The sequence below is a fragment of the Halovalidus salilacus genome (assembly GCF_031852275.1).
GTDB lineage: Archaea > Halobacteriota > Halobacteria > Halobacteriales > Natrialbaceae > Halovalidus > Halovalidus salilacus.
The window spans coordinates 497470-516956 of sequence record NZ_CP134700.1; the positions used below are offsets into that span (position 1 = coordinate 497470).

Below are 19487 nucleotides of genomic sequence, written 5' to 3' on the forward strand. Positions count from 1 at the left end.
CGGTCGCTACGGTCCGGCCCGTCGATTTTGCAACAAGACGTAAGTACGTCTTCGGGCGAGTATAACGTAGCAAATGGGGGTAGCGATGAGCGGACGACGACTCCTCTCGATCGTCGCGGTCGGCTGCGCCATCGCCGGACTGTTTCTCGCGACGAGCGCGATGCCGATGGTCGCCTCGGAGGCCCCGGGAAACGGCTTTTTCGAAGGCGACGAAACCGAACGAGCGGACGCGGCGGCGTTCGGAGCGGGCCAGGAAGCCCCCGAAAAGACGGGAGGCGACGGAGGCGGTGACGACCGAAACGGCGACGCGAAGGGGGGCTCGTCCGAAGGGGAGACCGACGAATCGGGGGACGGTGGCGACGGAGACGATCCCCAGGGGGGCGACGCGGCTGACGACGGCGAACGCGAGCGCGAGTCGGGCGGCACCGACGGGTCGACCACCGGCTCCGAACCGGGCGGCGTCGGCGAGGTGGCCGCCGGCGCGATCGTCGAGGGGCTCTCGACGCTGTATCCGTTCGGCGACGCGGGTGACGACGGGACGGGCGGCGAGTTCGACGACGCCGCAGGTGAGGGCTCGGTCGGCGGCCTCGAGCGGCTCGGCGGGGAGTACGGCGCGTCGATCGGCGGTGACGCGAGCGCGGGCGGCGACGGTGCGGACGGCGACGACGCCGGTGCCGGTGCGAACGGGGAGTCAACGGACGAAGCGGAACTCGAGTCGAACGAGACCGATTCCGGCGGGGACGGGAGCGACGTCGGTGACCCCGACGGTGACGGCGGCGATGCCGACGGCGAGTGGAGCGAAGACGGTGGCGGTGACGACAGCGAGTGGAACGGAACCGGTGACGGGGGCATCGGGAACGGTAGCGAATGGGACGAAACCGGCGAAGGCGGCGACGGGAACGGTAGCGAATGGAACGGAACCGGCGAAGGCGGTGACGGAGCGGCGAGCGACGATGACGGTGACGACGGCAACGGGACGGGCTCCGAAGCCGGCGATGGCGACGACACCGCCGCGTCGGGGGACTCGACGTCGGGTGACTCGAGCGACGAGGAACGGATGGAGACCGCCGAGGACGGAACCGGCGACGACGATCCGCGGGCGTCCGATGCCGACCCGACCGACGGCGGTACCGACGAGGGGGGTGCCGACGACCCCGACGGCAACGGGGACGAAGCGGACGGTGAAGGCGACGAGGACGAAGGCGATGGCGCCACCTCGTCGCCGCTCGGCTTCCTCGAGGAGTTCGGGCCGCTCGCGTCGCTCGCGCTCGTCGTCGTCTTCCTCGCGTACGTCTTCGCGACCCGCGAGAACCCGATCGCGACCCTGCGCTCGATCCCCGGTCGAATCGTCTCGCTCGCGCTCGTCGCCGTGGTCGGCCTCGCCAACCGACTCGAACGGGCCGTCGACGCCCTCCGCGGACTCTCCTCGATCGCCGAACTCCCGGGGCTCGTCCTCGAGGCGCTGTCGAACGCCGTCGCCGCCGCCCGAACGAAAGCTAGGGACGTCCGCGCGTCGCTGACGCCGTTCGGCCGCGGCGACGATTCGACTCCCGAAGACGCGGCGGCCGACCGCCGAGTCTCCGCCCGCGAGCGGATCCGGGGGGCGTTCCGAAGCGTGGTCGACGTCTCCGGCGTTCGCAACGTCGAGACCGCGACGCCGTCGGACGTCGCCCGACGCGCCGCGCACGCCGGCGCCCCCGAGGGGCCGGTGCGGACGATCACGGACTCCTTCCGCGACGTCGAGTACGGCGATCGCGACCCCGATCCGTACCTCGAGCCCACGACGGACGCCCACGAGCGGTTGCGGTCGTCGCTCGAGGCTCGGGCGGAGGCGGACGCCGGTGCGAACGGTGGTTCCGGCTTTGAAGCGGCGAACGAGTCGGGGGGCGACGAATGAGTCGCGTCCCCTCGAGCCGCGGCCTGGCCGTCGTGACCGCCCTCTCGGCGACGCTCCTCGCCGTGGGCGGGGCGGTCGTCTACCGACCCGAGGCGATCCTCGAGGCGGCGCCAGCACTCGGGGACCTCGCGACCCGCGTCGAACCGCGCGTCGTGGTCCTCCTCGTCGGACTGTCGCTCGCGGTGCTCGCCCCGACGCTCGGCATCACCGGACGCCTCCGGGCGGCGTCGCCGGAACCGCTGTACGGCCACGGGTCGGACGGACCAGACGACCGCTCGAGGTACGCCGCAGCACCGTCGCGGCGGGTCGTCGGCGATCGGTACGATCGGTACGTCGACCTGGCGACGGCCTACGACGACGAATCGCGGGAGACCCGCGACGAGGCGGGCGAGCGGCTGGTCGAGTCGCTCCGGGAGATCGCGGCGACGGCGTACGCGAACTGGACGGGGCTGCCCCGCGAGGAAGCGGCGGCCTCGATCGTCGACGGGTCGTGGACCGACGACGTGCGGGCGGCGGCCTTCCTCGCCGACGAGGACGGGCCGTCGACGCCGCTGTGGGTCTGGCTCGTCGACCTGGTGACGGCCGGCGATCCGTACGCGCGGGCGCTCGAGCGCACGATCGACGAGATCGACGCGCTCCAGTCGCCGGCGTCGGAGGTGGTGGGGTGACCGGAGCGAGCGCCGATCCGGACTCCGAGTCGGAAACGGGTTCGGAGTGGGCGAAAGCGGAAGCGAGTACGGAAACGGAATCGGGGTGGGCAGAAGCGGAAGCGGAACCCTCGTCGACCGAAGCGGAACCGACGCCGAAACCGAAGGGCGAACTCGGTACCGAACCCGAGGCCGAATTCGAACAGGGGAGCGACGAGCGAGCGACCGTCGATCGCCAGGCCCGGTGGCAGGGTGCGCTCGTGGCGGCGCTCGCGGTGAGCCTGCTCGCGGTGGCACTCGGGCTCCCGTCGCTCTTCCTGCTCGCGATCGTCCCGCTGGGGTTCGTCCTCGTGGGACAGGTGAGCGCGAGCCCAGAACCCGAACTGCGCCTCGAGCGGAAGCTCGACGAGTCGCGACCGCGTCCGGGACGGGCGGTGACGGTGACGGTGTCGGTGACGAACGCCGGCGATCGCGTCGTTCCGGACCTCCGGGTGGCGGACGCCCCGCCCGACGGGGTCCCGGTGACGAGGGGATCGCCGGCGTTCGCCACCGCCGTCAGGCCGGGGGAGACGGTCAGCTACGAGTACGACCTCGTGCCCCCGCGCGGGGAGTACGCGTTCGGGCCGGCGACGGTTCGGGCCCGCTCGCTGTCGGGGACGGCCGTCGCCACGCTCGAGCGCGAACCGGCGGGCGACGCGCGCGTGACCTGCGAAACGCTGCTCGACTCGCTCCCGCTGCACGACCGGACGATCCAGTTCGTCGGCCGGACGCCGACCGACGACGGCGGCAGCGGCATCGAGTTCTTCTCGACCCGGGAGTACCGCCGCGGCGATCCGATCAACCGCATCGACTGGTACCGGTACGCCCGAACCGGCGACCTCGCGACCGTCGAGTACCGCGAGGAGCGCGCGGTCACCATCGTCTTCGTGATCGACGACCGGTCGGGCGTCCACCGCGACACCCCGACCGGCGGCCCCGACTCGTACGACCTGACGCTGTACGCCGCCTCCCGGGGCGTCGTGGCCTCCCTCGAGGACGGGAACCGAACCGGACTCGCGACGCTCACCGACGACGTCTGGGTCGACCCCGGCGGCGGGCGGAACGTCCGCAAGCGGGTGGACGACGCGATCGGCGACGCCTCGGACCCGGACCGACGGTTCGACTCCGGACGGAACGGCCCGTCCGCTCGAGGTCGACCGGTCGCCGACGGCGGTGCGGGCGCCGACTTCGGGTCCGGCGCTAATGCGGTGGGCGCGCTGGTGACCGACCTCGAGCGCCGACTCCCGCGCCGCGCGCAGGTCGTCTTCTGCTCGCCGCTGACCGAGGACGGAGCGGTCGCGTTCGTCCGTGCACTCCGGACTCGCGGCAGGGCGGTCACGGTCGTCTCGCCCGATATCACGACCGGCGTCTCGCCCGCTGACGTCCCGCCGGGGGCCCGCATCGCCCGCCTCGAGCGGGCCAACCGGATCGACGACCTCCGGGGGCTCGGCGCGGCGGTCGTCGACTGGGACCTCGGCGATCAGTTGTCGGTCGCCCTCGCTCGAGCGCTCCGCGTCGGGAGGCGGTCTGCGTGATCGGTACCGATACCGACGCCGGCACCGACGCCGGTCGAGCCTCCGGTCCGAACTCGAGCGCCGACGCGGTTCGGAGGGCGATACGCGGCGGACTCGCCTCGACCGGCGGCGCGATCCGGCGAGCGCTCCCGCGGCCCACGGCCAGCGAGGTGACGGTCGCGGGGCTCACCCTCGCCGTCGGTTTCGCGATCGGAACGACGCTGCTTCGCCCGGAGGTGACCGTCCCCGCGGTCGTCGCGGGCCTCGCGACCGCGCTCGCGACGGTGCTGCTGGCCAGCGGACGACCGATCGTCCGCGGCGTCGGCGGCGCGCTCGTCGTCCCCGTGGCCGTCCTCGCCGTGGCGCCGGTCGCGCTCGCGTGGGCGCTCGTCCTCGCGTCCGCGGGGGTACCGACCGTCGCCGGGGTGACCGTCTGGGTCCTCGTGATCGCCGGACTCGCGGCCGGACTCGTCTCGTGGGACCGCCTCGGCCGCGGCGGCGTCCACCGCGCCTCGAGGGGGACGTTCCTCGCCGGGGTCGGCGTCGCCGCCGTCGCGCTCGTCCGGATCGCGCCGGAAGCGGACGCCCGCGACCAGCTCGCCGAGACCACGGTCGCCGCGACCGGGTCCGGCGCCGACGTCCTCGTCTACGAGGCCGGCGACTGGGCGCTGGTCAGTTTCGGGGTTCTCCTCGCCCTCGCGGCGCTCACCGCGAGGTGGGCGGTCGGCTACCTCCCACTCGAGCGGCTCGTCCCGCCGGACCGCCGGCGGACGGTTTCGGCCGTCGTCGCTCGGATCCGCCGCGCGTGTTCGATCGCGCTCCGCGTGGCGATCGCGACGCTCGTCGCCGCGTTCGCCGCCCCCGCCGCGCTGGAACCGTTCGAGGGGACACCGCTGCCGCCGTCGGAACTGCGAACGGAGGCTCCGGAACCCCTCGGCGACCTCCTCGCCGCCGTCGCGACGTCGCCGACGCTCCGCCTGCTCGCGCTCGGACTCGTCGCCGTCTCGTTAGCGCTCGCGGGCCTCGAGCGGCTCCGCCGGCTGCTCGGGACGGACTTCGCGGCCGTCGTCGCGGGGATCGTCGCACCCGCCGTCGGCGCCGGCCTCGCGGCCGTCGTCGTCGCCGCGGCGCTCGCCGAGCCCGCGGTCGACGCCGTCCTCGAGCCGTCGGTGGCGGAATCGCTCCCGGGCCCGCTCGCCGAGTTGCTCGCGACGGTGCCGCCGTTCGTGCTGGCCGCCTTCGTCCTCGTGGCCGCGCTCGGTTCGCTGTCGTCGCTACTGTACTCGATCACCGCCCTGCGAGTCGTCCGGATCCTTCCCGGCCGCGCCGCGGGGGCGGCGCTCGCGTCGGGATCGATCTTCTGCCTGGCGATCGGGCTCGTGATCGTGGGCCGCCTCGAGACGGCCGTCTGGACCGGGGCCGCGGCGCTCGTCTGCTGGGACGTCGGGGAGTACGGCGACGGCGTCCGGCGGGAACTCGGTCGCGGCGCCGGGACGATCCGGGCCGAACTGGTGCACGTCGGGGGTTCGCTGCTCACCGGCGGGGTCGTCGCCGGCGGGACGATCGTTCTCTACCGCCGGCTCCTCGCCGGGGCGGACGTGCCCGTCGTCGATCCGGCGTTGGCGGCCGTGGCGGTGATGGCCGGCCTGCTCGCGGTCGTCCTCGTGGCGTGGGGGCTCCGAGGGTAGGACGGTCTCTCGTCGCCACCGCACCCCGCGCAATTCCGTCTCGCGCCATTTACGGGAGAGAAGTCCGATACTCGTCTCTCAGGCGGTGTCAGCCCCTCGAGTTCCGCGGTTCGCGACCCGGGGAAAACGCACAAGAGAAGAACGAACGGCGAGTGATGACCCGTCGGAGCGTCCGTCAGTCGACCGAGTTTAACGGGTTGGAGTCGTCGGAGTCGGTATCGTCTTCGGAGTCGTTTTCGTCGCCGTCGTCCCCGTCGCTTTCGGTGCTATCGTCCGATTCGTTCCCGTCGCCGTCGGAATCGGTCGATTCGGATTCGTCGGCCTCCTCGACGACGCCCTCCATGAGCGCGATGACGTTCTCCTCCTCCTCGGAGCGGGCCTGGGTCGGGTAGACGCCGATCGTCACCAGCAGGTCCTCGTCGGTCTCGACGGCTTCCGTGACGTGGAGGTACACCTCGACGTCCTGCCCGTCGAACTCGGCGTCGGCGGTGAACCGCGACTGGGTCGTCTCCTGCTCGAGGATCGTCACGTCGCCGTCTTCCTCGTGCTCGATGTTTCCGATCTCGTCGTAGTTGCTCTCGACCAGTTCGACGAGTTCCTCCGTGGACATCTCCTCGACCGGGTTGAACTCCTCGCCGGCGATCGACACCTGCGGCGTCGTCAACACCACGAACACCGCCCCCCGCTGCTCGCCGAGCGGGCCCATGTCGACGGTTTTCTCGTGTTCGGTCAGGTAGTTGATGGCGGTGACCTCCTCGGAGTAAAACGAGGGGCCGACCTCCTCATCGACGGCGAGTTCTTCGACGCCGATCTGCTCGTAGCCGGTCTCCTCGCGAACGTCCGGATCGACGCCGGCGGGGGTCGCTTCGTGTTCGTCGAGTCCGGCGGCGCCCAGACAGCCTGCGACGCCCGCGAGCCCGATACTTCCAACGCCAGCGAGAACGGTCCGTCGATGCATCGTGGCGGTGTTTCTATCACGGGTATTTGAATGTGCTGCCTCAGATAACCGTCAACGGTTACGAACGAGTGGCAGACTCCGCGCTCAGTCGGCCATCGAGGGCACCGGGATCCCGTCGAGGACGGCGTCGATCACCCCCCGCGGGTCGACCCCGCGCACGTCCGCCTCGGTCGTGAGAACCAGTCGGTGGCTCAACACCGAGTGGACGACCGCGCGGACGTCCTCGGGGGCGACGTAGTCGCGCCCGGCGATAACCGCGCGGGCCCGACTCGCCTCGAACAGCCGCTGAAGCCCGCGCGGCGAGACGCCCACGGCGACGCGCTCGTCCTCCCGGGTCGCCCGGCAGACGTCGACGAGGTACTCCCTGATCTCGGGCTCGACGAGCACGGTTTCGGGCACCTCCTGCAACGCGAGGACCGACTCCCGATCGACCACGCTCTCGACCGCGGGCGTTCGGGAGTTCCTGTCGGCCCGCCGGTCGAGCAACTCGAGTTCGCCGTCCCGGTCGGGGTAGCCCATCGTCGTCTTGATCATGAACCGGTCGACCTGGGCCTCCGGCAGCGGGAAGGTCCCCTCCTGTTCCACGGGGTTCTGGGTCGCGACGACGAAGAACGGCTCGGGGAGGGGGAGCGTCTCGCCGCCCACCGAAACCTGCTTCTCGCCCATCGCTTCGAGGAGGGCGGCCTGGGTCTTCGGCGGCGCGCGGTTGATCTCGTCGGCGAGCACGACGTTGGCGAAGATCGGCCCCGGCTCGAACTCGAACTCGCCGGCGTGCTCGTCGTAGACGTGGGTACCCGTGATGTCCGCCGGCAGCAGGTCGGGGGTGAACTGGATCCGGGTGAACTCGAGGTCGAGCGCCGTGGCGAGCGCGCTCGCCGTGAGCGTCTTCCCGGTGCCGGGGACGTCCTCGAGCAGGACGTGCCCCCGGCCGACCACGGCCGTCAGGATCGTCTCGAACAGCCGGCGCTCCCCGATGACCGCGGTCTCGATCTCCGCGAAGACGTCGGCGCAGGTCGCGGCGGCCTCCGTGGCGTTCATGCTCGGTGCCAATCACGCGACCGACAAATACGGTTCGGCCTCGAACTCCGAACGGCCGAGCCGACGGGACGCGTTCGGGACCCCGCCACCTCGCCTCGAACCGACGAGGGACCCGTCACCTCGCCCCGAACCAACGACGATCACCGCGACCCTACGAGGCATCGTCTCCCCGACCGGCGCTCGGCGGGACCGTGGAAGCTTTGAGCCAGCCGTCACAAGTGACGAACATGTGCAGGCGAGTGAATCAGCGGGCTCGAGGTCCGGACCGAGACGGGGGTCGGAACGCGGGCCGAGTCCGCGACCGGGGGCGGTCGCCGTGATCGACGAGATCGACGAACTGCTCGAGGACATCGGCTTCGACCCGGACTCGAGCGTGCTCACCCAGCGCCAGGCGCAGGTGCTCGCGCTGCGCGAGCGGGAGATCTCGCAGGCGGAGATCGCCGAGGCGCTCGGAACCTCGCGGGCGAACATCTCCTCGGTCGAGGCGAGCGCCCGGGAGAACCTGTCGAAGGCCCGGGAGACGGTCGCGTTCGCGGAGGCGCTGCGAGCGCCCGTCCGGGTGCGCATCCCGGCGGGGACGGACCTCTACGACGTGCCAGAACTCGTCTACGAGGCCTGCGACGAGGCGGGCGTCAAGGTCGATCACACCGCGCCCGACCTGATGAAGGTCGTCAGCGACGCCGCGGGCAACGCGGTCACCGGCCGGCGGATCGCGCCCCCGCTGGTGATCGGCGTGACCTCAGACGGGGTCGTCCGCGTCCGTCACCGGGAGCAGGAGTGAAACGGTCGCTCGAGAACCGGTCGGCACCGGCGGCCGGGTTCGCCCCCTACGGCTCGTAGTTCCCACGGTGGACGACCGCCTCGCCCCAGTCGTCCTCGTCCTCGCCGTTCGCCCGGATCGCGGTGACGACGATCCGGTCACCCTCGAGGCGCCGGGCGCGGCGGAAGATCCCCGGTCGCGGGCCCCTCGAGGACCTCGCCCGTCGGGGAAAAGCGCGAGCCGTGACAGGGACAGTCCCAGGTGTGCTCGGCGTCGTTCCACGCCAGAATGCAGCGGTCGCGAGGGCAGACCGCCGAGACGGCGTGGAGCGCTCCGTCGGCGTCTCGAGCGCAGGCGACCGGATCGCCGAGTCCCGCTGTTCTCACGACGGTTCCCTCGCCGGGGGCGAGGTCCGCCGCCGTGGCGGTCCCGGTCGGCGTCACGAGGGTGCGCAACCAGTCGGTGGCGAACTGGCTCGCGGCGTCGGCGTTTTCGATGACGGTGGCAGTAAACGAGGGCTTCGGCGTGAACCGCAGCGGGTCGAACAGGTCGCGTTCGGGCGGCGACTCACCGTCGATGCGCGCCGCCAGGAGCCGTCCCGCGACCGTTCCGCCGGTGAGCCCCCAGCCGCGAAAGCCCGTCGCGACGGAGACGTTTTCGAGACCCGGGCCGGCCCGTCCGATCAGCGGTACCCGGTCGGCGGGGACGTAATCCTGGGCCGACCAGCGGCGGACGACAGACTCGACGGGGAACCGCTCGCGGGCCCAGCGCTCGAGTCGGCGGTACCGATCGGCGGCGGAGCCGCCCTGGCCGGTCTTGTGGTTCTCGCCGGCGACGAGCAGGAGGTGGCCGTCGTTCGCACCGTCGCCGACGCCGGAAGCCTCGGCGACCGGGCGCACAGAGCGGTAGGGATCGCCGATCCGGTAGTAGATCGCCGACGGCGGCGCTCGGCGGAGGCGGAGAGCGAGGACGTACGATCGCCTGGGGTGCGTGCGCGCGACGTATCCCGCCCGGTCGAGGATCGGAAAGCCGGTCGCGACGACGACGTGGTCGGCCGCAACCGTCGGTCCGTTCGCCGTACGAACGCGAGGCGACCCGCGATCGACCGCCGTCCCGCCCTCGACGTCCGTCACCCGCGCGCCCGCGACGACCGCCGCTCCGTCGTCCTCCCTGAGGCGCTCGGCGAGGGCGAGCAGGTACCGCCGCGGGTGAAACCAGGCCTGTCCCTCGAGTCTGACGGCGGCTTCCGCCCGCTCGAACGGCGGCGCGGACGTCACGAGCGAGACGTCGAGGCCGGCCGCACGCGCCGCCTCGGCCTCGCGCTCGAGCGCGTCCCGGTCGTCTCCGTAGAGGTACGAGGGACCCCGTTCGAAGCCGCAGTCGACCCCCAGGGCCTCGATTCGCCGCTCGACCTCCTCGATCGCCGACTCGTTCGCAGCGGCGTACCGTCGCGCCGCCTCGAGGCCGAACTCTCGGCGGAGGTGGTCGTAGACGAGGCCGTGTTGACTCGTCAGCTTCCCCGTCGACCGCCCCGTCGTCCCCGACCCGATCCGGTCGCGCTCGAGGAGGACGACCGACAGGTCGCGCTCTCGACAGTGGATCGCCGTCGAGAGGCCCGCGATGCCGCCGCCGACGACCGCGACGTCGACCGGTCGATCCGACTCGAGGTCGACCACGGTCGCCGACGGCCCGATCGTGAGGTCGTCCGCGTCCGTCGTCGCGAGCCAGTGCGACTCCGGTCGGCCGGGAAGGTCAGCGCGGGGGGAGGAGAACTCCTGGGACACGATTCTCCCGAGAAGTACGGAGCGGGCGGGCAAAAACGACGGGGAAGTACTCGAGCGGCGGTTCGACCACAGACCTTATCTCCGACGGTCGCCCAACACGGATGATGGTATCCGGTCCCCCCGAGTCGCCCGCACCAGGAGCGGGCGACGGTACGGACCGACCGCGGACGGATCACCTGGCGTCCCTCCTCGACGAAGCCGGAATCGGACGGCTCCGCCTGACCGACGAGAAGCTGATCGCGACGGTCGACGCCGCCTTCGCGGAGTCGACCGGCTACGCGCGCGACGAACTCGAGGGGCGGCCGTTCGCGACGATCCTCGCGGACGGACGGTCCACCGCCGATGCGAACCCGAACGAACCCGTGACGGTGTCGATCCGAACTCGATCGGGTGCGAACCGCCCCTGCGCCCTGGTCGAGACGGCCGACGGATACGAGGGGCTCCTCACCCCGTCACAACAGCCCGCGGGAGGAACGGGCTCGACGGACGAACCGGACGCGGAACCGCCGTCGGAGTCCGAGCCGGAGACGAGCGCGTCGTCGGAGCTCACCTACGGCCGGACCTTCGAGGCCCTCGCCGACGCCCTCCCCGACGGGATCATCGTTCTCGACAGAACCAGCGACGTCCAGTACGCCAACCCGGCCGTCGAACGCATCCTGGGCCACCCGCCCGAGGAACTCGAGGGGAGCAGCAAGGTCAACATCATCCCGCCTCGCCTCCGGGAGACCCACCTGAACGCCCTGCAGCGATACCTCGAGACCGGCGAGCGCCACATCGACTGGACGTACGTCGAACTCCCCGGCCAGCACGCAGACGGCCACGAGGTGCCCCTCGGCATCTCGCTGAACGACTTCACCTACGAGGGGGAGCGGTACTTCGTCGGCCTCTTCCGGGACGTCTCCTCCCGGAAGACCGCCGAGCGGACGCTCACCGCGAAGGTCGTGCAACTGGAATCGGTCGCCTACCTCGGGCGTCGGGCCCTCGAAACGAGCGACGTCGACGACCTGTTCGCGAAGGCGGTCGAGCTCGTCGCGGCCTCGCTGGACGCCGATTACTGCAAGGTCCTCGACCTGGGTCCGGCCGGCGATGAGCTACTGCTCCGTGAGGGGGTCGGCTGGGACGAGGGGATCGTCGGTGAGGCGACCGTCTCCGCGACGGAGTCCGACTCCCAGGCCGGCTACACGCTCTCCTCCGAGGAACCGGTGGTGGTCGAGGACCTGACGACGGAGCCGCGATTCGGCGGCCCGGCGCTGCTGACCGACCACGACGTCAAAAGCGGCATGAGCGTCACGATCGGCCCGACGAGCGATCCCTGGGGGATTCTGGGCGTTCACGACACCGACCGCCGCGAATTCGCCGATCACGACGTCGACTTCCTCGAGAGCGTCGCCACGATCCTCGCGACGGCGATCGAACACCGCCGGTACGAGCGGCGGCTGAACGAGACGGTCGAGTTCCTCGAGGAGTCGAACGAGCGCCTCGAGCAGTTCGCCTACGCCGCGAGCCACGACCTCCAGGAACCCCTGCGGATGATCTCGAGCTACCTCCAGTTGCTCGAGCGCCGATACGCCGACCAGCTCGACGAGGACGCGGCGGAGTTCATCGCCTTCACCGTCGACGGCGCCGACCGCATGCGCGAGATGATCGACGGGTTGCTCGAGTACTCCCGGATCGACTCCCAGGGAGAGCCGTTCGAGCCGGTCGACCTGGACGAGGTCGTCGCGGACGTCCGTCGCGACCTCGAGGTGGCGATCACCGAGAGCGAGGCCGAGATCGAGGTGGAGTCGCTGCCGCGGGTGTTCGGCGACGAGAGTCAGCTCCGCCAGCTGTTCCAGAACCTGCTGAGCAACGCGATCGAGTACAGCGGCGACGAGCCGCCGCGGATCCGCGTCACGGTCGAGCGAGAGGGATGCGAGTACGTCGTGTCGGTCAGCGACGAGGGGATCGGCATCGATCCGAGCGAATCCGAGCGCGTCTTCCGGGTGTTCCAGCGGCTCCACAGCCGGAGCGAGTACGAGGGGACGGGCATCGGTCTCGCGCTCTGCCAGCGGATCGTCGAGCGCCACGGCGTTCGAGCGAGCGAAGCGAACTCGAGCTCGGCAGGCTCGCAGAGCGAGTCTGTCGGCGGGCGAATCTGGGTCGACTCGGAACCGGGCGAGGGCTCGACGTTCTCGTTCACCCTGCCCGTCGACGCGAACGCTGCCGACGGTGGTCTCGATGGATGAGGCGATCATCCTGCTGGTCGAGGACAACCCCGGGGACGTCCGGCTCGTCCGCGAGGCCCTCTCCGAGAGCGGTCCCGGACGCGACCACGACCACGGCGGCTTGAACGGGGACGGAGCCGAGCACGAACTGCACGTCGTCTCCAACGGCGCAGGCGCCCTCGAGTTCTGCTTCCGGCGGGGCGACCACGCGGACGCCCCGCGGCCGACGATCGTCCTCCTCGACCTGAACCTGCCCCGAACGGGCGGGCAGGCCGTCCTCGCCGAGCTGAAAGCCGATCCGCTGCTCCGACGAATCCCCGTCATCGTCTGGACGAGCTCGAACGTCGACGCCGACGTCGTCGACGCCTACGAAAACCGCGCCAACGCCTTCATCTGGAAGCCGACCGACCCGCTCGAGTTCATCGAGGCGATCCGCGCGCTCGAGCGGTTCTGGCTGTCGACCGCGACGCTCACGGCGATCGTCGACTGAGGGCGATTGCGGAGGGCCGCGTCGATCGCTCGCCTCACCGATCGGCGTCGTTCGATCACTCCGCATCTTCGTCCGCCGATCCCTCGCCGTCGGTCGACGGGGCCTCGTCTTCGTCGGCCGACGCCTCGCCGTCGTCGACGAGTTCGTCGACCACGTCCTCGTCGACCGTCATCGTCCCCGGCTCCGCGGGTTCATCCTGGACGTTCTCCTCCCCGAGTTCACTGATCTCCTCGTCGGAGGGTTCGTCGCCGAGCGTCTCGCCGCTCGGCCCGGCCGCTCCGCCGTCCGCGCCCCTCTCGTCCCCGCTCGTCTCGTCCGCCCCCGACGGTTCGCCGATCGGAATCGGCTGTCCGTCGATCGGGGCGTGCTCGCGCGCCGTCTCGCGGACCGACTCCAGGTTCGGCACCCCCTCGCGCCGTCGCAGCCGCCTCGAGACGACGTAGGCGACGGCGGCGACGAGCCCCGCGACGAGTATCGTCCGCAGGAGTCCGCCGCCGGTGTCGCCGCTCGCGCCGCGCTGATTCGGATTCGCTCCCGCCCGTCCGTCGGCTCCGCCTCGTCGAACCATACCGGTCGTAGCACGAACACGGAAAAGTCGGTTGGGGGGTCCGTCGCAAGGCTCGGAGGTCCCTCGACGGTCACGAATCCCGAGCGGTCACTCCCCGTCGGCGAGCGCGTCGGGGAGCGCGTTCACCGACTCGAGGACCGCCGTCGCTCCCTCGGCCTCGTACTTCCGGCGGCCCTCCTCGCCGGTGAGCCCGCCGGTCAGGACGCCGACGCCGTGGTACTCCCGGTCGGGGTCGGCCTCGCGGGCGTTGTTCGCAGTGCGGATATCGTCGAGCGTGTCCCCGACGAAGGCGACCGCGTCGGCGTCGAACCGCTCGGCGAGCGTCACCAGCGCCCTCGGGTGGGGTTTGCCCTCCTCCCAGTCGTCCATCGTGAACCGGTGCTCGGAGGGAACGCGGTCGTCGAGGCCGACTCGCTCGAGGGCGATTTCCGCCTCCGTCGCCGGCCGGCCCGTCAGGATACCGACGTCGTAGTTCTCGGTCAGATAGTCGACGGTCTCCGACTCGAGGAGCACGGGCTCGTCGTGGATGAACCCGCGCGCCTCGAGGTCCGGGTCGGGGTCGCCGTCCTCGAGGCCGCGGTAGAGGTCGGCCCCGAGGTAGAGCTGCTGGAAGACGTCTCGCAGGCGCTCGCGGTCCCAGCGCTCGCGGACGCGCTGGGTCGCCCGCGCGCCGAGTCGGTCCGCGACGACGGATTCGGCGGCCTCGAGGCCGCCGCCTCGTTCGGCGATTTCGGCGGTGAACTCGTCGATCGACTCGTCGTAGCCCTCGGCGGTCGCCAGAACGTAGAGGGCGGCCGCGTAGGTGAGTTCCCAGTCGTTGTTGAAGCCGCCGGCGTCCTTGAACGCCTGAATGTCGTCCTTACGGATCGTCCGGTCGTAGACGTACTCGACGGACTCGACGATCGCCCGGCGGTAGGAGTCTGCGACGTCGACGAGCACGCCGTCGACGTCGAGGACGACGGCGTCGGCGCACAGCGAGGGGGAAGCGGAGTCGGTCATGGGCGAGAAAACGAAGCGCGGGGAATAAAGGCCGCCGAATTCGGCCCGCGACGGGCACCCGTCTGCACGAGACCCGTTTATTCCGTCGCCCGCATCGTCCCTCTCGCGCTCCACCTCCTCGAGCACGCACGTTCTAGCGGTTTCGCGACGGGAACGGGACGCCCAAGGTCGGTGCTCGTGTCGCTCACCGGTGCCCGTCCCGAGCGATCGACCGGGCCACGAACACCGTATCGCCCGGAACCGGCTCTCGGCGCACGGGTACCGTCGGCTGGTCGCCGCCGAGCGTCGTGAAGAGGAAGTCCGCGTCGACCGCTCGAGCGACCGCGAACGCCGGCCGGTGGAGTTCCGGCGGGAGGTTCAGGGCGTAGATCGCGTCGGCGCCCTCGTAAACGTCGATATCGGGATCGAAAATGTCGTCCAGTTCGAACGCGACGCCCTCCGGCACCTCGCGCCGGTGAACGTCGGTCGCGGTGACCGCCACCCCCCGCGCGGCGAGTTCGCCCGCGAGATCCGTCCGGCGGCCGACGCCCACCTCGACGACGCGGTCGTACTCAGCGAGGTGCTCGAGGAGGGCCTCGAGGGTCCGATCGGCGGGTGAATGTCCCACGGCGGGACGTTTATGACGGGTGCCGCCTTAGGAGTTGGCATGCTCGTCGACATCGTGCCGGTCGGCAACGTTCCCGCCACCGTGAAGCGGGAGGCCTCTTCTGCGTTGCGATCGGTCTACGACTGTGACGTCACGATCAACGACGCCCAGTCGGTCCCCAACGGCGCGTACGACTCCAGCCGGAACCAGTACAGCGCCGAGACGTTCATCCAGCTGGCCGAGCGCGTCGGCCGCGGCGACAAGAACATCGCGATCACCCCCCACGACCTCTTCTACCGCCGGCGAAACTACGTCTTCGGACTCGCCTACCTCGACGGCAGCGGCAGCGTCGTCTCGACCTACCGGCTCCAGACCTCGAGCGACGGCGGCTTCTCGAACAAGAGCGCGAGCGAGATCTTCGAGGACCGCGTCCGCAAGGAGATCGTCCACGAGATCGGCCACACCTACGGACTCGAGCACTGCGACAACAACCGCTGCGTCATGAACTTCTCGCCGACCGTCCGCGAAGTCGACATCAAAGAGGAGAACCTCTGCGGGAGCTGTCAGCGGCTGATCGGCTGAAACGGTTACTGGCGGCGACGGTCAGTACGTGTTCCTCGTCACCGAAGCACGCTCAACCGAACTCGATCTGGCGGATTCCCGTCGGTCAGGAACGCGCAACACTCTCGGCAGTCCGACAGCGCCGCCATCCCACCGCCCGACTCGAGTATGTGTTATGTTCTGGAGGGTTCGGCATAGAAGTAGCACACTATTACGCAGGAAACTGTACTGACCCGACGTAGTACTGCCGACGTAGTTCTGAGAACCTAGAGAAGGAATTACCAGCAGAGGGGGTGAAAACTACAAACGATGACGATACAAATAAGACAGTATCTGTTAGCGTTGTTAATCAGCTCAGCTGTCAGTACAGGGCTTGGATACTACCTAGGACGACAGACAGTATCAGCAATTATACTGGGTATAGCAACCGGAATAGGAGCAACAATAGGGCTCTACCTTGTTCAACGAACACAGTAAGAGCCCTGATGTCGTATTAATGAGTGCGGAAGGAACACGTGCAATCACTGCATAGAGATGTTTATCGATCAGAGAATTACCGACCGTGTTTTGAAACAGGGACGAGAGAAGTCGTCGAATTGTGATCGGCCACTCGAAAGTTCGTGAACGGAATACTGATCTGAATACGTTACTGGGAATTGGAGTTTACGGATACCGATTACGGCGCGTAGTAGTACTCGCCCTGTCGCTTCTGCTCCTTGTCGAGTTGCGAATCGGGCTTGTTGATCCGCGGCCTCGAGGTGCGCTCGTCGCGGCGGAACGTCACCTCGAGGTTCGCGAGGAACTCGTTCATGCCGTCGCGCATCGGCTGGGGGGTGCCGGCGTGCCCGTGGACCGCGGGTTCGCCGTCGAAGACCATCAGCCGATCCGCGAGCAGGTCGATCATGTAGATGTCGTGGTCGATGACGAGCACCGTCGCGTCCTGCTGTTCGGCGTACCGGCGGATCGCGCTGGTCGCCTGCACGCGCTGTTCGACGTCCAGGTGCGCGGAGGGTTCGTCGAGCAGGTAGAGGTCCGCGGTCTCGGAGAGGCAGGCCGCGATGGCCACCCGCTGGCGCTCACCTCCCGATAGATCGGAGAGGTTCTGCTCTATGATCCGCTCGAGTTGCAGCGGCTGGGCGATCTCGGTGTTCCAGTAGGAAGAGCCGAACTGGTCCGTGATCGACGAGAGGAAGACGTCGACCCGCATGTGCTGATCGATCGTCACGTACTGGGGCTTGTAGGAGATCTCGAAGTCCAGATCGGCGTCGCCCTCGTCGGGCTCGAGTTTCCCCGTCAGGAGGTTCGCGAACGTCGACTTCCCGATCCCGTTCGGGCCGACGATTCCGAGCACTTCGTTGCGCCGGATCTCGCCGCCCTCGACCGCGAGGGAGAACTCGCCGTCTCCGTAGGACTTGCGCATGTCCGGGTACTCGACGAGCACGTCGCGCTCGGTGACCGTCCGCGGGGCGTGCTCCTCGAACTCGATCGGGTTCGGCCGGATCCGCATGTTCTCGTTCTCGAGGTAGCCCGCGAGGTACTCGTTGATCCCGTTGCGGACCGATTTCGGCGTGGTGATGACGCCGTACGCGCCGGGCTCACCGTAGGCGACGTGGAGCGTGTCGGCGAGCAGGTCCAGGATCGCGAGGTCGTGCTCGACGACGAGCATCGATTTGCCCTTCTCCTCGGCGAGTTCGCGGATGAGCCGCGCCGCGGTGACCCGCTGACCGATGTCCAGGTACGGCGTGATCTCGTCCAGGAAGTAGAAGTCCGTATCGCGGGCGAGCGTCGCGGCCAGGGCCACGCGCTGGAGCTCCCCGCCGGAGAGGTCGTCGATCGACTGCTCCATGACCGGCCCGATCGAGAGGCGCTCGACGAGCGAGTCGAGCGCGCCGCGCTCGTCCGTCCGCTCGAGGAGCTCTCGGGTGTTCCCGTCGAACTGGGTCGGGATCTGATCGACGTACTGGGGCTTCCTGGCGACCGTGACGTCCCCGTCGCGCACGTCGGCGATGTAGTCCTGGAGTTCGGTCCCGCGGTAGGCCTCGAGCACGTCGTCCCACCCCGGCGGATCCTCGTACCGGCCGAGGTTGGGCTCGAGTTCGCCCGCGAGGATGCGAACGGCGGTGGTCTTCCCGATGCCGTTCGGGCCGAGAATCCCCGTCACCTGGCCCTCGTTGGGCGCGGGGAGACCGTACAGCGAGAACGCGTTCTCGCCGTAGCGGTGGGCGGGATCGTCCTGGAGTTCCTGCGGGAGGTTGATGATCTCGATGGCGTCGAACGGGCACTTCTCGACGCAGATGCCGCAGGTCTCGCCCAGACAGATCTCCTCGGAGATGCGGACCTGCTCGGGCTGACCCTCCTCCGCGTCCTCGCCGCGGAGGGTGATACACTCCTTGCCGGTCCGGTTGGGCGGGCAGTAGTTCTTACACTCGTAGTTGCACCGGTCGGGCTGGCACCGGTCCAGATCTACGACGGCGATACTGTCTTCGGCCATGTTACGCCGTTGCCCCCGTGTTCAGCAGGATCCCCCACGTGATGAACCAGAACGCGAAGGTCATCAGGGAGATGAACACGTAGTGTTTGAAGCCGAACTCCTCCTCGTCGTAGACGCCCCCCACCCTGAGGATCGGCAGCTGGATCACGATCGCCCCGAGGACGATCGCCAGCGCGAGGGAGTCGCCCGCCGCGGCCGTCTCGAGGCCCACGAACGCCGCCGAGGCGAGCCCCGCGCCGACGCCGAGCAAGGAGGAAAACGCCGTGACGCCGACCGAGCGGAGGTGCTCGCGTCGGTCGGTCATCGATTCGGTCGCCATGGCTTGGAGTCGGGGGGCGGAGCTAAAAAGGCGTTCGCATTGGTCGACGGCCACCTCCGAGCGGTAAATCAGCCGAATTAGTCGATCTGGAATCGATCGGAGTCACGATCGTTCGTCTCGATCCGTTCGAACGTAGCGTCGAACGTCTCCCCGGAAGTACCGGAAACTGATACGTCGGCGACCTGGATACTGATCTGTTCGCCGGATTCCAAATTGCTTTTCGGATGGAATACGAGCGTGTTTTCGTCCTCGAAGTACGCCTCGTCGTTTTTATGAGATCCTTCGACGATCGAAACGGCATCGTCGTCTTGTGGATAGCGAACGCTATCGCCGGTGTCACTCAGGTCGATTCGTACGCCATCTTTCTCTCTGCCGTTCGTTTCGAAAGTAAACGTCTGGGTTCCCCCGTCGGAAACGTTACTTGCAAAGACGGTGTTGAACCCCTCACCTTCCTTGTTGTTTCCTCCGCCGGGTCGACAGTCGTACTGGACCTGGATATCGGATACGGTTGGTCCTTCAACGATAATGTTATTATCTGCCACGGCCCGATCGACCGTTACGTCGACCAACGCAGTTCCGTAAGCGTTACGGCTTTCTTTAGTACACTCGACGATTATCGACGCGGATTCGTCTTCCGAAAGTTCGCTTGGAAAGCTGTCTCCCTGCCACGAGAGATCATCGGTGTCGATGTCGACCGTCACGTCGAGCGCGGTAATCGTGCTCCCGAAGTTGTTCTCCAAGGTTACGATCTCGGTTTCCGTTTCGTGCTGCTCAATATCCGGAGAATCCGTTTCAACGAGCCCTAATAGCGCGTTTTCGTTCTCGACAGCCTCGACTGATATCCCTCGGTCAGCCGCAATCGTACTGAACCCGAACGCCGGTCCCGCGAGTAACATCGCTCCCACGAGGAGGCAACCGATCGCGAATCTGGTGAGTGCACTCAT

At 69.0% G+C, this 19487-nt stretch carries 17 protein-coding genes; 8 read left to right on the forward strand and 9 right to left on the reverse strand.

Features of this window, described 5'->3' with window-relative positions; translation table 11 throughout:
• The first annotated feature begins 85 nt into the window (after positions 1 to 85).
• The 4 genes from RJT68_RS02510 to RJT68_RS02525 are packed head-to-tail and all read left to right on the forward strand — an operon-like array spanning position 86 to position 5785.
• The gene (locus RJT68_RS02510) at positions 86 to 1897 is read left to right on the forward strand and encodes a DUF4129 domain-containing protein (protein ID WP_407038809.1); all 1812 of its coding nucleotides are present in this window, start codon (positions 86 to 88) and stop codon (positions 1895 to 1897) included.
• Positions 1894 to 2565, forward strand: coding sequence for a DUF7269 family protein (locus RJT68_RS02515; protein WP_407038810.1), 672 nt, complete (start codon positions 1894 to 1896; stop codon positions 2563 to 2565). The genes RJT68_RS02510 and RJT68_RS02515 overlap by 4 nt, the downstream gene beginning before the upstream one ends.
• Positions 2562 to 4118, forward strand: coding sequence for a DUF58 domain-containing protein (locus RJT68_RS02520; protein WP_407038811.1), 1557 nt, complete (start codon positions 2562 to 2564; stop codon positions 4116 to 4118). Before RJT68_RS02515 ends, RJT68_RS02520 begins: the two co-directional genes overlap by 4 nt.
• Positions 4115 to 5785 carry a DUF7519 family protein gene (locus tag RJT68_RS02525; protein WP_407038812.1) on the forward strand — a complete coding sequence of 557 codons (1671 nt, stop codon included), beginning with the start codon at positions 4115 to 4117 and terminating at the stop codon, positions 5783 to 5785. The genes RJT68_RS02520 and RJT68_RS02525 overlap by 4 nt, the downstream gene beginning before the upstream one ends.
• 175 nt (positions 5786 to 5960) lie before the next feature.
• Here RJT68_RS02525 and RJT68_RS02530 read toward each other — a convergent pair whose 3' ends face one another.
• Together RJT68_RS02530 and RJT68_RS02535 are read right to left on the reverse strand one after the other, a co-directional pair.
• A complete protein-coding gene (locus RJT68_RS02530) occupies positions 5961 to 6743 on the reverse strand; it encodes a DUF6517 family protein (RefSeq protein WP_407038813.1) in 783 nt (260 codons plus the stop codon).
• A gap of 84 nt (positions 6744 to 6827) precedes the next feature.
• Positions 6828 to 7781: an AAA family ATPase gene (locus RJT68_RS02535; protein WP_407038814.1), complete on the reverse strand. Its 954-nt coding sequence runs from the start codon at positions 7779 to 7781 to the stop codon at positions 6828 to 6830.
• A 316-nt stretch (positions 7782 to 8097) separates the two neighbouring features.
• Here RJT68_RS02535 and RJT68_RS02540 point away from each other — a divergent pair, with 316 nt between their 5' ends.
• On the forward strand, positions 8098 to 8562 hold the full coding sequence (locus RJT68_RS02540) for a Tfx family DNA-binding protein (protein WP_407038815.1): 465 nt from the start codon (positions 8098 to 8100) through the stop codon (positions 8560 to 8562).
• 137 nt (positions 8563 to 8699) lie between these two features.
• Here the strand turns inward: RJT68_RS02540 and RJT68_RS02545 are convergent, their stop codons facing one another.
• On the reverse strand, positions 8700 to 10325 hold the full coding sequence (locus RJT68_RS02545) for an FAD-dependent oxidoreductase (RefSeq protein WP_407038816.1): 1626 nt from the start codon (positions 10323 to 10325) through the stop codon (positions 8700 to 8702).
• A gap of 104 nt (positions 10326 to 10429) precedes the next feature.
• Between RJT68_RS02545 and RJT68_RS02550 the strand changes: the two genes are divergently transcribed.
• Both RJT68_RS02550 and RJT68_RS02555 read left to right on the forward strand, forming a co-directional pair.
• The gene (locus tag RJT68_RS02550; protein WP_407038817.1) at positions 10430 to 12550 is read left to right on the forward strand and encodes a PAS domain-containing sensor histidine kinase; all 2121 of its coding nucleotides are present in this window, start codon (positions 10430 to 10432) and stop codon (positions 12548 to 12550) included.
• Entirely contained in the window at positions 12543 to 13019 is a 477-nt protein-coding gene (locus tag RJT68_RS02555; protein ID WP_407038818.1) for a response regulator, read from the forward strand. Before RJT68_RS02550 ends, RJT68_RS02555 begins: the two co-directional genes overlap by 8 nt.
• A 55-nt stretch (positions 13020 to 13074) precedes the next feature.
• On the opposite strand, the gene RJT68_RS02560 is transcribed toward RJT68_RS02555, so the two are convergent.
• From RJT68_RS02560 to RJT68_RS02570, 3 genes are all read right to left on the reverse strand, one after another.
• The gene (locus RJT68_RS02560; protein ID WP_407038819.1) at positions 13075 to 13587 is read right to left on the reverse strand and encodes a hypothetical protein; all 513 of its coding nucleotides are present in this window, start codon (positions 13585 to 13587) and stop codon (positions 13075 to 13077) included.
• Positions 13588 to 13674: 87 nt separating this feature from the next.
• Entirely contained in the window at positions 13675 to 14562 is an 888-nt protein-coding gene (locus tag RJT68_RS02565; RefSeq protein WP_407040305.1) for a TIGR01548 family HAD-type hydrolase, read from the reverse strand.
• Between the two features lie 208 nt (positions 14563 to 14770).
• Positions 14771 to 15193, reverse strand: a complete 423-nt coding sequence (locus RJT68_RS02570) for a UPF0146 family protein (RefSeq protein ID WP_407038820.1) — start codon at positions 15191 to 15193, stop codon at positions 14771 to 14773.
• Between the two features lie 39 nt (positions 15194 to 15232).
• On the opposite strand from RJT68_RS02570, the gene RJT68_RS02575 reads away from it, so the two are divergent.
• The gene (locus RJT68_RS02575; protein ID WP_407038821.1) at positions 15233 to 15754 is read left to right on the forward strand and encodes an archaemetzincin family Zn-dependent metalloprotease; all 522 of its coding nucleotides are present in this window, start codon (positions 15233 to 15235) and stop codon (positions 15752 to 15754) included.
• 655 nt (positions 15755 to 16409) lie between these two features.
• Here the strand turns inward: RJT68_RS02575 and RJT68_RS02580 are convergent.
• The 3 genes from RJT68_RS02580 to RJT68_RS02590 all read right to left on the reverse strand — a co-directional run bounded on the left by RJT68_RS02580 (position 16410) and on the right by RJT68_RS02590 (position 19487).
• Complete coding sequence (locus RJT68_RS02580; protein ID WP_407038822.1) at positions 16410 to 18224, reverse strand: ribosome biogenesis/translation initiation ATPase RLI; 1815 nt, start codon at positions 18222 to 18224, stop codon at positions 16410 to 16412.
• A gap of 1 nt (position 18225) precedes the next feature.
• Entirely contained in the window at positions 18226 to 18543 is a 318-nt protein-coding gene (locus tag RJT68_RS02585) for an EMC6-like membrane protein (RefSeq protein WP_407038823.1), read from the reverse strand.
• 77 nt (positions 18544 to 18620) lie between these two features.
• Positions 18621 to 19487, reverse strand: coding sequence for a hypothetical protein (locus tag RJT68_RS02590; protein ID WP_407038824.1), 867 nt, complete (start codon positions 19485 to 19487; stop codon positions 18621 to 18623).